Raw genomic sequence first — 13,780 nt, 5'->3', positions numbered from 1 at the left:
TGCCCGCCCCACGTCTTTCCCCCGTCGCCCCCCTCTGTTTCCCCTGGGAGTGTCTGTCCCGCGAAGTCGTGGAAATTCACCTCATCAGGGAGGCGCTCGGAGTGAACGGGGGGAGCGCCGGGGGCGCGTTTCCTGAGGAGCGTCTCCGGGTGATCAACGGCTGCCTACCGTCGACACCATGGGACGCGGGGACCTGGGGACGCTGGTGAGGATCTGCGATCCGGCGGGCCGGCCGCGCGGCACCGGGTTCTTCGTCGACCACCACGGAACGGTCGTCACCAGCCACGAAGCCGTCGACGGGCTCGGCCGCGTGACCCTGTGCGCCCACGACGACCGGACCTGTTCCGTCGGCGTCGAGTCCATCACCCCCCTGCCGGAGAGCGGTCTCGCCCTCGTACGGACCGAAGGACTCGGCGGTCGCCCGCTGCCGGTCGCGACCCGCAGCGAGATCGATCCCGGCACATACGTACGAATCGCCGCCGGGGGCTGGCGCGAAGCGCGCGTCCTCGGCCCGGCGGTCGTGACCCACGTCGCCACCGACCGCCTCCACTCCCTGGCCGACGCCCTCGCACTCGCCATCGGCACCGAAGGCGCCGACGCACTCCGTCGCGGCGGACATGCCACCGGCGGCCCCGTTCTCGACACCGCCACCGGCACCGTCCTCGGCGTGCTCGGCACCTCCCTACGGGGCGACCGCAGGGCCGCCGGATACGCCGTGCCGCTCCGGCCCGTCGGCCCGCTCGCCCCCTTGCTGCGGCGCAACGCGGCCACCGTTCCCGCCTATGGCCCCGACCTCAACCTCGCCGCGATCCTGGAGCTCACCGCCACCTCCACCGGACCCGCACGGGACCCCGCCCCCTGGCCCGAGCCCGTCGAACGCCCTGACTGTCTGCGCGAGTTCACCCGCTTCACGGCCGGTGACACGCCGGTCCTCGCCCTCGTCGGCGCCCCCGGCACCGGTCGCACCACCGCCCTCGCCGCCCTCTGCGTCCGCCGGGCCCGGGGAGCGGCCCCCGCTCCCACCGTCCGGCTGCGCGGCGCGGACCTGCGCGCCGAGGACCGCTCGCTCGCTGATGCCGTCGCCCGCGCCCTCCACGAAGCCGGCCGCATCGTCACCGCCTCCGGAGTGCCCGGTGACACCACGACCGCGACCCCGGAACGCGCCGCCGCACTCGCCCGGGAGGCCGGCCGCCCGCTGCTGGTCGTCCTCGACGGACCCGAGGAGATGCCACCGCTCCTCGCCCACCGGCTGGCCGACTGGACCGCGACCACCGAGCAGTGGCTCCGTGCCCACCGGGTGCGCCTCGTCACGGCCTGCCGCCCCGAGCACTGGGAGCAGGCCGGCGCCCTCTACGCCCCCGACGCCCTGCACCGACCGACCGAGCCTCCTGCCGACGGCCTGCCCTCCGCCGTCCCCCTCGGGCCGTACACCGAGGCCGAGGCGCGTGCCGTACGGGAGGGATACGGGATCGGGGCGGAGGCCGTCGCAGAGGCGGACGCCCGTCACCCGCTGGCCCTGAGGCTGTTCGCCGAGGTACGGGCGGCGCTGCCGGGAGAGGTGCCCGGGAGGCCCGGGCGGGAGGAGATCTTCACCGCCCACCTGGACCTGATGTGCCTGCGGGTCGCCGTCCGGATCGCTGCCGGGGCCCGGCCGCAGCTCCGCGGGGCCGCGGTCCGCCGGCTCGCCGCACGGGTGACCGGCCGAGTCCACGAGGCGGCCCGCAGATGCCTCGGACCCGGTCACGGCGTCCTCGACCGGCCCTCCTTCGAGGAACTGTTCCCCTGGCGGGAGGGATGGGCCCCCGCCGTCCTCACCGAGGGCCTCCTCGTCCCGGCGGGCGCGGGCTACCGCTTCGCCCACGAGGAACTCGCCGACTGGGTCCAGGCCGCCCACCTCGACCTGGACGCGGCCCTCCACGGGCTGGTCCACAGCCACCACGGAGAGCCGCTCCCGGGGCCCGGCCGCCCGGCTCCCGGGGAAGCCGCGGCGGACCGCACGGACCGCACGGACGGGCCGGGCCCCTCGGTCCGGCCCGGCGCGCCGACCGGTTCCGGCCCCTTCGGGCAGCCCGGCGCGCCCGACACCGGTGGCCCGGCCCGGGCCGATCTGCCGGCGCAGCGGGACGCCCGCACCGAAGGACCGGGCGGGCAGCTACCCGTGCCCCGGCACCGGATCGGTCCCGTGTCGCAGGCGCTCTCCCTGCTCCACCGGGAGCAGGGGCCCGCCGGGCTCGCACCCCGGCTCGTGGCGCTCGTCGAGGCACTGGCGCGGTTCGCCGAGGAGGAGGAACACGGGGACGGGGCCTGGTGGGCGGCCCGGCTCCTCCGGGACGGCGTGCAGGGGATGTCCGACCCGCGCCCGTACCTGTCCGTCCTGCGCCTGCTCGCCGACCGGATCGGCGCCCGCCCCCGGCGGCACCCGGTCTTCGCCCCCTTCGGGCCCCCGTTCTGGCTGGCCCTGCCCATCGGCGAAGACGAGCGGATCGATCTGCTGCGACGGCTCGTCCCCGCCGACCCGCCGCCGGGCGCACCGCCCCACGGGGACCGCGTCCTCGAAGCGGTGGCCGCGCTCCTCGCCGCCGACCCCCGGGGCGTCCAGCCCCTCCTCTGCCGCTGGTTCGGCGACGCCCGGCCGCTGCCCGCCGCTCCCCACGCGACCGTCGCCACCGCTGCCCAGGCCCTCCTGCACACCCACCGGGGCCTCGCCGTCGACGACCTGTGCGAGTCGCTCGTCGCCACCGCCCATCCGCTCGCCGACCACCTCCTCGTCGCGCTCGCCGAGGACGAGCCCTCCGCGCTCTGCCGGGCCGTCGACCGCTGGGCCCACGACGACGGGCGTCCGGAGCGCCGTGCCGCCGCCGCTGCGTACGGGCACCTGGTGGCGCGGCACACCACCACGACCGCCGACCGGGAGCTCCTGCGCTACGCGGCGCTCGCCCTGCTCGCCAGCCCCGGCGAGGAGAACCTCCACGGCGTCGCCCTCGGACTGCTCGTCCGCGACCCGCACAGCAGGTCCCGCCACCTGCCCCGCGCCCTGGCCGACCCCCGGGTCCCCGCGGACTCCCTCGCCGAAGCCCTCCCGACCCACCCCGACGAGGCCCTCGTCGGTTTGCGGCTCCGGCTGTACGGTGCCGGGGAGGCGCCGGCAGCCGCCCTGCAGGCCCTCGCAGAGGTCGACACGCCGGCCCTGGCCCGCAGGATCGCCGCCCTCGTCCGCAACTACGCAACCGGCCACCCCGAGGGGGCCCGACACGTCGCGGCCTTCGTCGACCGCCGGTTCGAGGACGGACCGGCGGCCAGGGCCGTCCTCTTCCCCCTGGTCACCTCCCTGATCCGGGGCCGTCCCGCGGCACTGCGGTGCGCACTCGCCCCCGTTCTCGCGGCCCCCGGCACCGGTGCCTCCCGTCATCTGCGGGCCGAGCTGCTCGACGTCCTCCTGGAGCACGAGTGCCATGAGGTCGAGAGTGGTGACCACACGGTCCTGGAGGCGCTCCTGAGGGCCGCCGCGGAGGGCGCCGAGCTGCGCAGTGCGGTCCGCACCCGGACGCTCGTGCAACGGGTCGGTGCGCTGTGCGTCCGGACTCCGGAGGGTGCCCGGTGGTTCGACCGGGCCCTGGCAGGGGTCGTCCGCGAGCGGTCCGCGTTCGCCGCACTGCTGCTGGCCTGGACGGTCGCCGCCCCCGATGACTGGGAGCCGCTCATCGGCCCGGAGGGCCTCCGGGCGCTGCGCAGTACCGGTAGCGCCATGCCGATGCGTGCCGACAGCCGTGGACATGGCAGTCTTAGACCTGCGTAAAGGCGAACAGGGCGAACAGGCGGACGAGGAGCGGTCACAGTGCAGCGCTGGCGTGGCTTGGAGGACATCCCCCAGGACTGGGGGCGCAGCGTCGTCACCATCGGCTCCTACGACGGGGTGCACCGCGGACACCAGCTGATCATCGGCCGGGCCGTCGAGCGCGCCCGGGAGCTGGGCGTCCCCTCCGTCGTGGTCACCTTCGACCCGCATCCCTCCGAGGTCGTCCGCCCCGGCAGCCACCCCCCGCTGCTCGCCCCGCACCACCGGCGCGCCGAGCTGATCGAGGAGCTGGGCGTGGACGCGGTGCTCGTGCTGCCGTTCACCACCGAGTTCTCCCAGCTGTCCCCGGCCGACTTCATCGTCAAGGTGCTCGTCGACAAGCTGCACGCCAAGCTGGTCATCGAGGGCCCCAACTTCCGCTTCGGGCACCGGGCCGCCGGCAACGTCGAATTCCTCACCGAGACGGGCGCCACCTACGACTACGAGGTCGAGGTCGTCGACCTCTACGTCAGCGGTGCGGCCGGTGGCGGCGAGCCCTTTTCCTCCACCCTCACCCGCCGCCTGGTCGCCGAGGGCGACATGGCGGGCGCGGCCGAGATCCTCGGCCGCCCGCACCGGGTCGAGGGGGTCGTGGTCCGCGGTGCGCAGCGCGGCCGGGAGCTCGGCTTCCCGACGGCCAACGTCGAGACCGTGCCGCACACGGCGATCCCGGCGGACGGCGTCTACGCCGGCTGGCTGACGGCTGCGGGAGAGCGGATGCCGGCAGCGATCTCGGTCGGCACGAACCCCCAGTTCGACGGCAAGGACCGAACGGTGGAGGCGTACGCGATCGACCGCGAGGGGCTCGACCTGTACGGGCTGCACGTGGCCGTGGACTTCCTCGCGTACGTGCGCGGCATGCTCAAGTTCGACACCCTGGACGACCTCCTCCAGGCGATGGCCGGCGACGTGAAGCGCTGCCGCGAATTGACGGAGGAGTACGACCGGGCCTGATCGTCCGGTCGCCCGGCGGCGGGGGCCCGCACCGGTGCCGGGCCCTCGGCCGCCGGTCCCACGGGGCGGTGACGGGACCGGGTCCGGTGCGGGCTCAGTCCCGTGGGGTCCCCGTCACCCAGTGGCAGGCCACCGCCCGTCGCCACCCGTCCAGGACCGGCAGGTCCTCGCCCCGACAGCGGTCCGACACCGCTGACGCCTCTCCCGAGGCCAGAAGCGGGCACCGTGCGTGGAAGCGGCAGCCGGACGGGATCCGGGACGGGTCCGGCGGTTCTCCGGACAGCACCACCGGTGCGCCCCCCGACTCCGGCAGCACCGACAACAGCGCACGGGTGTAAGGGTGTCGGGGCTGCATCAGTACGGACTCCACCGGGCCGATCTCCACCACCCTGCCCAGGTACATCACCGCCACCCGATCCGCGATGTTCCACGCCAAGCCCAGATCGTGCGTCACCACCAGTGCCGACAGGCCCAGTTCGTCGCGGAGCCGCAACAGCAGCGCCAGGATCTCGCCGCGCACGGACGCGTCCAAGGACGCCACCGGCTCGTCGGCGACGAGCAGTTCGGGCTCCAGGACGAGCGCGCCCGCGATGACCACCCGCTGCCGCTGTCCCCCGGACAGCTCGTGCGGATAGCGGAGGAAGAACCGCTCCGCCGGTCGCAGTCCCGCGCGTGCCAGGGCGCCGGCGACGGCCGCCCGCTCGTCCCCCTCGTACCGGTGGATCCGCAGTCCCTCCGCCACCGCGTCGTACACGGTGTGCCGCGGGTTCAGCGAACCGCTCGGGTCCTGGAGGACCAGCTGCGCCCGCTTCCGGAAGGCCTTGAGGGCCCCGGAGGAGCGGGCGAGCGGCTGCCCGTCGAAGGAGACCGTCCCCGACGTGGGGCGGACCAGACCGAGCAGGGAACGGGCCAGCGTCGTCTTGCCGCAGCCCGACTCGCCGACCAGCGCCACGATCTCGCCGGCCCCGACGTCCAAATCCACGCCGTCCACCGCGCGCGCGGGCGGTGCGCCCCGCCGGCCCGGGAAGGAGACGTGCAGTCCGCGCGCCGAGAGGAGCGGGCGGGCAGGGGCATGGGTGTTCACGGCGTGCTCCCCACGTGGATGCAGGCGACCCGGTGGCCCGCCCCGGCCTCCCGCAGTTGCTGGTCCGACTCCGTGCAGCCGTCCACCGCCACCGGGCAGCGCGGGTGGAAGGCACAGCCGCCGGGCAGGGCGGCGGGGTCCGGAGGATCGCCCGGCAGACCGCGCGGCGCCCGCCGGGACGCCGGGTCCCCGATGCGTGGGAAGGCCGAGGACAGCGCCCGCCCGTAGGGGTGCGCAGCCGCCTCGTGGACGGCCCGCGCCGGTCCCTCCTCGACGATCCGGCCCGCGTACATCACGGCCAGCCGGTCGCAGGTGTCGGCGAGGACCGCCAGGTCATGGCTGATCATCAGCAGGCCGATGGACTGCTCGGCGACGAGGAGCTCGATCAGCCGCAGGATCTGCGCCTGGACCATCACGTCCAGCGCGGTCGTCGGCTCGTCCGCGATGATCAGCCGGGGGTCGCAGGCGAGCGCCATGGCGATCATGACCCGCTGCCGCTGCCCGCCGGACAGCTCGTGCGGATGGGCCGCGGCGCGGGCCGCCGGGAGACCGACGTGTTCGAGTAGTTCGGCGACCCGTCCACGGGCCGCCGCCGGGGTCGCCCGGCCGTGCACGAGCAGCGGCTCTGCGATCTGCTCGCCGATCCGCTGCACCGCGTTCAACGAGTGCATCGCGCCCTGGAAGACGATCGAGGCCCCCGCCCAGCGCACGGCCCGGAGCCGTCCCCAGGACATGGTCAGCACGTCGTCGCCGTCGAGCCGGATCTCGCCCTCGATCCGCGCCGAGGCGGGGAGCAGCCGCAGCAGCGCGAGCGCGAGGGTGGACTTGCCGCAGCCCGATTCGCCGGCCACGCCCAGCTTGGTGCCCGGCTCCAGGGTCAGGTCGACCCCGCGCACGGCGGGCACGGCGTCCGCACCCGACCCGTAGGTCACCCTCAGGTCCCGTACTTCCAGCAGGCTCATCGCCCCACCCCCAGCTTCGGATTGAGCACGGACTCCACCGCGCGCCCGCACAGCGTGAAGGCGAGCGCGACCAGGGCGATCGCGATCCCGGGCGGGGCCAGGTACCACCAGTGCCCGGAGGAGACGGCGCCCGCCTCCCGGGCGTCCTGGAGCATGCCGCCCCAGGACACCACCGTCGGGTCACCGAGGCCGAGGAAGGCGAGGGTCGCCTCGGTGAGGATCGCGGTCGAGATGCCGAGCGTGGTCTGCGCGAGCACCAGTGGCGTCACGTTCGGCAGCACGTGCCGGGTCATCACGTGCCGGTGGCCGCCGCCCAGCGCCGTCGCCCGCTCGATGTACGGGCGGGATTCCACCGCGATCGTCTGCGCCCGCACCAGGCGGGCCGTGGTCGGCCACGAGGTCACGCCGATCGCCAGCACCACCGTCCACATCGACCGGGACATCACCGTGGCGAGCACGATCGCGAGGACCAGGGTGGGCATCACCAGGAACCAGTCGGTGATCCGCATGACGGCGGTCGAGAGCCAGCCGCCGTAGTGCCCCGCGAGGATGCCCACCAGCGTTCCGATCGCGACGGAGAGAGCCGCCGCGAGCAGGCCGACGAGCAGTGAGATCCGTGCCCCCCAGACCAGCAGGCCGAGCAGGGGGCGCCCGAACTGGTCGGTGCCGAGGGGGAACTCCGCGCTCGGCGGTTCCAGGGCGGTGCCCGGTGCCGCCGTCACGGACTGCACGTCCGCGCCGACGAGCAGCGGGGCCGCGAGCGCGATCAGGGCGATCAGGGCGAGTCCCACGAGGCCGTACAGTCCTGCCCGGTGGGTGCGGTACTGCTTCCAGAAGCGGGCGGCCGATTCCCTGCGGCGCTCCCAGGTGAGGGATGTCATCGGCCCACCCGGGGGTCGAGCAGCGGATAGAGCAGGTCGGCGATCAGGTTCATCAGGATCATGGCTCCGGCGAAGACCACGAACAGCCCTTGCACCAGCGGAAGGTCGGGCACGCTCAGCGCCTGGTAGAAGAGCCCGCCGAGCCCGGGCCAGGAGAACACCGTCTCCACCAGGATCGAACCGGCCGCCACGTGGCCCAGGTTGATGAAGACCATGGTGAGGGTGGGCAGGAGCGCGTTCGGCACCGCGTGCCGGCGCCGCACGAGGTCGTCGCGCAGTCCCTTCGCCCGCGCCGTCGTCAGGTAGTCGCTGCCCATTTCGTCGAGGAGCGAGGAGCGCATCACCAGCAGGGTCTGCGCGTAGCCGACCGCGACCAGCGTGACGACGGGCAGGACCAGGTGGTGGCCGACGTCGAGGACGTGTGCGAGGCCGGTCTCGCCCGTCCCGGACTCCATTCCGCCGGTCGGGAAGAGCCCCGGCACCGGGCCCGCGCCGACCGAGAAGACGATGATGAGCAGCAGCCCGAGCCAGAAGGAGGGCACCGACCACAGGGTCAGCGCGATGCCGGTGTTCAGCTTGTCGCCGAGACCGCCGTGCCGCCAGGCCGAACGGGTGCCGAGCCACAGCCCGAGCGCCGAGTAGATCACCACGGCGACCCCGGTGAGCAGGAGCGTCGCCGGCAGTTTTGCCGCGATCAACTCCCCGACCGGGGAGCGGAACTGGAAGGAAGTGCCGAGATCGCCGCTCAGCGCCTTGGCGCAGTAGTCGGTGAACTGCTGCCACAGCGGTAGGTCGAGGCCGAACTGGTGTCTCAGCGTCGCGAGTTGTTCGGCCGAGGTGGGGGCGCCGTGGGTCATCGCCTTCACCGGGTCGCCGGGAACGATCCGGAACAGGAAGAAGCTGGTGACCAGCACCGCGAGGAGCGAGACGAGCGCGCCACCCAGCTTCCCCGCCGCATGGCGGAGATAGCCGGAGGAGGAACCGGTGCGGAGCGCGCCGTCCGCGGCGCGGGCCTGCTCGACCCGCGCCGCGTCGGCGGGAGTGCTTGCCGTCGTCATGCGCTACTCGCGGTCGTCGGCGGTGGCACGGCGGCGCAGCCCGAGCAGGGTGCCGAGCCCGACCGCGACCACCACGGTCGCACCGATGCCGACGATCACCCCGGTGGACGGGGCCCCGTCGGTCTGCGCGGCCCGCGCGGCGGGCACGGCCGACCACCAACTCCAGTAGCCGTCCTGCCCCCACAGGTTCCCGGCGGCCTCGGGCATGGTCGTGATGGACCCGATCTGGTCCGTGCGGTACGCCTCCAGGGCGTTCGGGTAGGCCATGACGTTCATGTACCCCGTGTCGTAGAGCCGGGACTGCATCCGCTTCACCAGGTCCGCCCGCTTGGCGGCGTCGTACTCCACCGCCTGCTGTGCGTAGAGCCCGTCGAACTCCCGGTCGCAGATGAAGTTGTCGGTGGCGCCGGAGTCCTTCGGCGTGGCCGGGAGCGCGCCGCAGGTGTGGATGGAGAGGACGTAGTCCGGGTCGGGATTGACCGACCAGCCGTCGAACGCCAGGTCGTAGTCCCCCTTGGCCCAGGGGTCGGAGACGCTGTCCAGGCACTCCACTTCCAGGCCGATGCCGAGCTTCCCCCACCATTCCTGCAGGTACTTCCCGACGGCCTTGTCGTTCGGGTCGGTGGCATGGCAGAGGATGCGGAAGTCCAGGGGCACGCCGTCCTTGCCGACCCGCTTGCCGGCGGCGTCCTTCTCGTAGCCGGCCGCGTCGAGGACCTGCGCCGCCCGGGCCGGGTCGTAGGCCCGCTCCTGTCCGGGCGCCGGCTTCCAGAAGTACGAGCCGAAGCGCGGCGGGACGTACCCCTCTCCCTCGACGGCGTGGCCCTGGAAGACCTTGTCGACGAGCGTCGCGCGGTCGACGGAGAGGAACAAGGCCTTGCGGACCTCCGGGTCCAGCAGCGCCCGGTGGCCGTTGCCGAAGGTCCTGCCGTCCCGGGCCTTCGCTCCGGGGTTGGTGGCGAGGGCGTAGAAGCGCCGGCCGGGGGCGTCGTTGACCTTGATGTTCGGTTGGGCCTTCAGCGCCGCTGCCTGAGCGGGCGTCAGGTTCGGCACGAAGGACACCTCGCCCTTCTGCAGGGCCGCGACGGCGGCGTCCCCGTCCTTGTAGTACTTGAAGACCAACTCGTCGAACCGGGGCGCGCCCCGCCAGAACGTCTTGTTGGGCTTGAGCTTGACGTACTGGTCGACCTTGAAGTCCGTGATGACGAAGGGGCCGTTGCCGACGATCGGGAACGCCTTGTCGTTGTTGAACGTCGAGAAGTCGGTGACCTTCTCCCAGACGTGCTTCGGCACGATCGGCACGTCCAGCGCCGTCATCGTCGCCTGGGGCTTCTTCAGCCGGATGACCAGCGTCCGCGGGTCGGTCGCGGTGACCTCCGCGAAGTTGGCCGTGAAGCTGCCGTTGGCGGTGGCCGCGTTCGGGTCGTTCATCATCGTGTGGAAGGTCCAGGCCGCGTCCTCGGCGGTGGCCCGTCGTCCGTCCGACCACGTCGAGTCCTCGCGGATCGTGTACGTCCACGTCAACTTGTCCGGGGAGGCCGTCCAGGCGGTCGCCAGGCCCGGCACCGTGTGGGCGTCCTTCGGGTCGTAGTTCGTGAGGTACTCGTACGCCAACCGGTGGATGCTGGTCGACGTGAGCCGCTGTGCCAGGAACGGGCTCAGCGAGTCGATGCTCTGCGAGACCGCCACGGTGAGGGTGGTGCCGCCGCCCTTCTCGTCCTCGGCCTGCGCCGCGGCGGGGGAGGCGGCGAGGGAGCCGGCGACGATGCCGGCGACGAGCACCGACCGCAAGGCCCTGCGGGTGGCGGGGGAACGGGGCGGGACCTTCGTGACCATGATCATGAGACGTTGTCCTCGCGTCGGAGTTCTTGTCGTGGATCCTGGGCTGGCGATGGATGGAGCGAAGGTGTATCAGCGGTGGTCTGCCGTCGTCAACGATCGCTCAAACCCCTTCTGCGCTGCGGGAACGCCAAGAGGCCCCGTATCGGTGAACCGATACGGGGCCCCATTGGTCTAAGCCGGTGACGCCCTACTGCTGAGGCGCTGGCGGTGCCTGTCCGGGATGCTGCGGCTCCGTCTGCGGAGGAAGCGGCCGTCCCGGCTGCGACTCGCCCGCGTCCTGCGGCTGCTGCCAGGACTGCGGCACGCCCGGTTGTCCGTACTGCGGTGTGCCGGGTTGTCCGGGGTGTGCTCCGTAGGGCTGTCCGGGGGCGGGTTGGCCGGGTGCGTACTGTCCGGGCATGGGGCCCGGTTGGCCGGGCATCGGTTGTCCGGGCATCTGGCCGGGTGCGGGGTGCCCCGGACCCGGCTGACCCGGCATCGGCGGGGCCATGTGCGGCGGTGCCGCGCCCTGACCGTCACCGGTCCAAAGCCCCTGTGCCTGTTGGGCCCGGACGAAGTCCTCGGCCACCATTGCGGAGAGGTGGAAGTACGCCTCCCGGGTCTTCGGCCGCATCATGTCGAGGTCCACCTCGGCGCCGGCCGCCAGGTGCTCGTCGAAGGGCACCACCACGACACCGCGGCAACGGGTCTGGAAGTGCTGCACGATGTCCTCGACCTTGATCATCTTTCCGGTCTCGCGGACCCCGGAGATGACCGTGATCGAGCGCTGCACCAGATCCGCGTAACCGTGCGCAGAGAGCCAGTCCAGCGTCGTCGAGGCGCTGGAGGCACCGTCCACGGACGGCGTGGAGATGATGATCAGCTGATCGGCGAGGTCCAGGACCCCGCGCATGGCGCTGTACAGCAGGCCCGTGCCCGAGTCGGTCAGGATGATCGGGTACTGCTTGCCGAGGACGTCGATCGCCCGTCGGTAGTCCTCGTCGTTGAAGGTCGTCGAGACGGCCGGATCCACGTCGTTGGCGAGGATCTCCAGACCGGACGGCGCCTGCGAGGTGAACCGGCGGATGTCCATGTACGAGTGGAGGTACGGGATCGCCTGTACCAGGTCGCGGATGGTCGCCCCGGTCTCGCGCCGCACCCGGCGGCCGAGCGTGCCCGCGTCCGGGTTCGCGTCGATCGCCAGGATCTTGTCCTGCCGCTCGGTGGCCAGCGTCGCACCGAGTGCGGTGGTCGTCGTGGTCTTGCCGACGCCGCCCTTGAGGGAGATGACGGCGATCCGGTAGCAGGAGAGGACCGGTGTCCGGATCAGCTCCAGCTTGCGCTGCCGCTCCGCCTCCTCCCTCCGGCCGCCGAGCTTGAAGCGGCTGGCGGCTCCGGGGTTCCGGCTCGACTTGGGCTTCTGCTTGTTGTTGCGCAGCAGCCGGTCGGAGGAGAGCTCCACGGCCGCGTTGTAGCCCAGCGGCGCGCCGGGCACGGAACGCTCCCGCTGGTCGTGGGTCACGGGCGAGGGCCAGGCGGCCCCGGTCCGCGGATCGACGGGCGGCTGTCCGTCCTGCGGCGGCTGGGGGACCTGCGGGGGCACGGCTCCGGGCTGGGGGACCTGTGGGGGCACGGCTCCGGGGTGCGGGTAGCCGTATCCGGCCGGAGCCTGCGGGGGCAGGCCACCGGGAGGCCCGGGCTGCTGCGGGTAGCCGTATCCGGGCTGTTGCGGAGGCGTCCCGGGACGGGGGAAGCCGTACCCGTCCTGAGGCGCCGGGCCCTGCGGGGCCTGCGGATAGCCGTAGGCGCCGGCGGCCTGTGGGGGCACGGGGCCGGCTGCGGGCGCCGCCGGCGTCGTCCAAGCGCCCTGTTGCGGCATCGGCGCGGCGGGCGGCGGTACCGGCGGGGGGCCCGGGGCCGACCACTGTTGCGCGGGTTCCGGAGCGGCCGGCTGGAACGCCGGGGGCAGTGGGGGCAACCCGGCCCCGGCCCCGGCCTGCGGCGCGGGCGCAGCGGGCTGGACACCGGGGAAGGGCCCCGGAGCGCCGCTGGCGCCCTGTGCGGTGACGTCCTGCGGACCGGCGTCTTGCGGGCCGGCGTCCTGTGGTGTGCTGCCGGTCGGGTGCGCAGGAGTGGAGTGAGTGGCTCCGGAAGCGGCCCCGGCCGCTCCGCCCATGACGTCCGCCCCCGGCGCGACCGCGGCCTCCGGGGTCGGCGCGGTGCCCGTCGCCGCGGCGGGCGCGGACGGTTCGTCCTGCGGTCCCGCGGTGTCGTCATCGGCGGGGGGCAGGGCGGTGGAGGGGGCGGTCGTGGCTCCGCCGTCCGCCGCACTGCCATGGGCCGCACTGCCGTCCGCCGCACCGGCGACCGGCGTGATGCCGGACTCCGCGGAAATGCCCTCGGGGAGGGCGCCCTCCCCCGAAGTGCCCCCTGCAGGAGCGTCGTTCGTGTCCTCTGCGGACGCCGGGTCCCCGGTGTCCCCCGCGCCGTCGTCCTGCCCGGCTTCCGTTCCTCCGGCGGTGTCCGGTGCGGATCCGGCGGGATCCGTCGCATCCGTCGTCTGCTCCGCAGAACGCGCCGCGATCTCGCGCTGGAGGGCGACGGGGGAGAAGCGCATGGTGGCGCCGCTCTCGATGTCGCCGCCGCCGAACGGGGGCCCGGCCGGGGGCATCTCCGGTGCCGGAGCGGGGGCGGGCGGCACGTCGGCGGGTGGCGGACCGCCCACCGGCTGACCCGGAACCGGTGCTCCGGGCGTGACCGCGGGCGGAGCGGGAGCAGGAGCAACGGGCCCGGGGGCCGCGGGAGTAGGGGGCGCGGGCGGAACCGCTGCCTGGGGGACCGCCGCCTGGGGAGCGGCGGCGCCCGCCGTCGGAGGGGCCGGCGGTGCGATGTTCCAGCCGGGCTCGAAACCGCTGCCCGCGGGGAGGCCCGGTACGGCGACCGGCGCTCCGCTCGGCGGCGGGGGAGTGGCACCGCCCGCCTCCGTACCGCCCGACGCGTTCTGCGTGTACCAGGCGGGCGGGGTGTAGTCGATGGTGAACTCACCCGTCATCTCGGCAGGATCCGCGTCGGACTGATCGTCGGCGGGCGGATTCCAACCCCCGTGGATCTCGTCACGATCGCCGTTCACTTTTGCCTCCTGGTGTGGTCGAGCACCCTTGTGCCGTGCTGGGCGGGGCCCTTCC

The 13,780-nt window shown here is 73.7% G+C and carries 8 protein-coding genes; 2 read left to right on the top strand and 6 right to left on the bottom strand.

Going from position 1 to position 13,780, the window contains the following annotated elements; genetic code table 11:
• Positions 1–178: 178 nt before the first annotated feature.
• Both ACFW2Y_RS20940 and ACFW2Y_RS20935 read left to right on the top strand, forming a co-directional pair.
• Positions 179–3,796: a trypsin-like peptidase domain-containing protein gene (locus ACFW2Y_RS20940; RefSeq protein WP_384881180.1), complete on the top strand. Its 3,618-nt coding sequence runs from the start codon at positions 179–181 to the stop codon at positions 3,794–3,796.
• Positions 3,797–3,835: 39 nt separating this feature from the next.
• A complete protein-coding gene (locus ACFW2Y_RS20935; protein ID WP_384881177.1) occupies positions 3,836–4,789 on the top strand; it encodes a bifunctional riboflavin kinase/FAD synthetase in 954 nt (317 codons plus the stop codon).
• Between the two features lie 94 nt (positions 4,790–4,883).
• Here ACFW2Y_RS20935 and ACFW2Y_RS20930 read toward each other — a convergent pair whose 3' ends face one another.
• From ACFW2Y_RS20930 to ACFW2Y_RS20905, 6 genes are all read right to left on the bottom strand, one after another.
• Positions 4,884–5,873, bottom strand: coding sequence for an ABC transporter ATP-binding protein (locus tag ACFW2Y_RS20930; protein ID WP_384881174.1), 990 nt, complete (start codon positions 5,871–5,873; stop codon positions 4,884–4,886).
• Entirely contained in the window at positions 5,870–6,835 is a 966-nt protein-coding gene (locus tag ACFW2Y_RS20925) for an ABC transporter ATP-binding protein (RefSeq protein WP_384881172.1), read from the bottom strand. Before ACFW2Y_RS20925 ends, ACFW2Y_RS20930 begins: the two co-directional genes overlap by 4 nt.
• Positions 6,832–7,716, bottom strand: a complete 885-nt coding sequence (locus ACFW2Y_RS20920; protein ID WP_384881169.1) for an ABC transporter permease — start codon at positions 7,714–7,716, stop codon at positions 6,832–6,834. The genes ACFW2Y_RS20925 and ACFW2Y_RS20920 overlap by 4 nt, the downstream gene beginning before the upstream one ends.
• On the bottom strand, positions 7,713–8,774 hold the full coding sequence (locus ACFW2Y_RS20915) for an ABC transporter permease (protein WP_384881166.1): 1,062 nt from the start codon (positions 8,772–8,774) through the stop codon (positions 7,713–7,715). The genes ACFW2Y_RS20920 and ACFW2Y_RS20915 overlap by 4 nt, the downstream gene beginning before the upstream one ends.
• A gap of 3 nt (positions 8,775–8,777) precedes the next feature.
• The gene (locus ACFW2Y_RS20910; protein WP_384881182.1) at positions 8,778–10,610 is read right to left on the bottom strand and encodes an ABC transporter substrate-binding protein; all 1,833 of its coding nucleotides are present in this window, start codon (positions 10,608–10,610) and stop codon (positions 8,778–8,780) included.
• 193 nt (positions 10,611–10,803) lie between these two features.
• Entirely contained in the window at positions 10,804–13,725 is a 2,922-nt protein-coding gene (locus tag ACFW2Y_RS20905; RefSeq protein WP_384881163.1) for an SCO5717 family growth-regulating ATPase, read from the bottom strand.
• Positions 13,726–13,780 lie beyond the last annotated feature (55 nt).

Source organism: Streptomyces sp. NPDC058877, assembly GCF_042742855.1.
Lineage (GTDB): Bacteria > Actinomycetota > Actinomycetes > Streptomycetales > Streptomycetaceae > Streptomyces.
The sequence above is the reverse complement of the archived record's forward strand: the minus strand, read 5'-3'. Positions and strand labels throughout refer to the sequence as shown.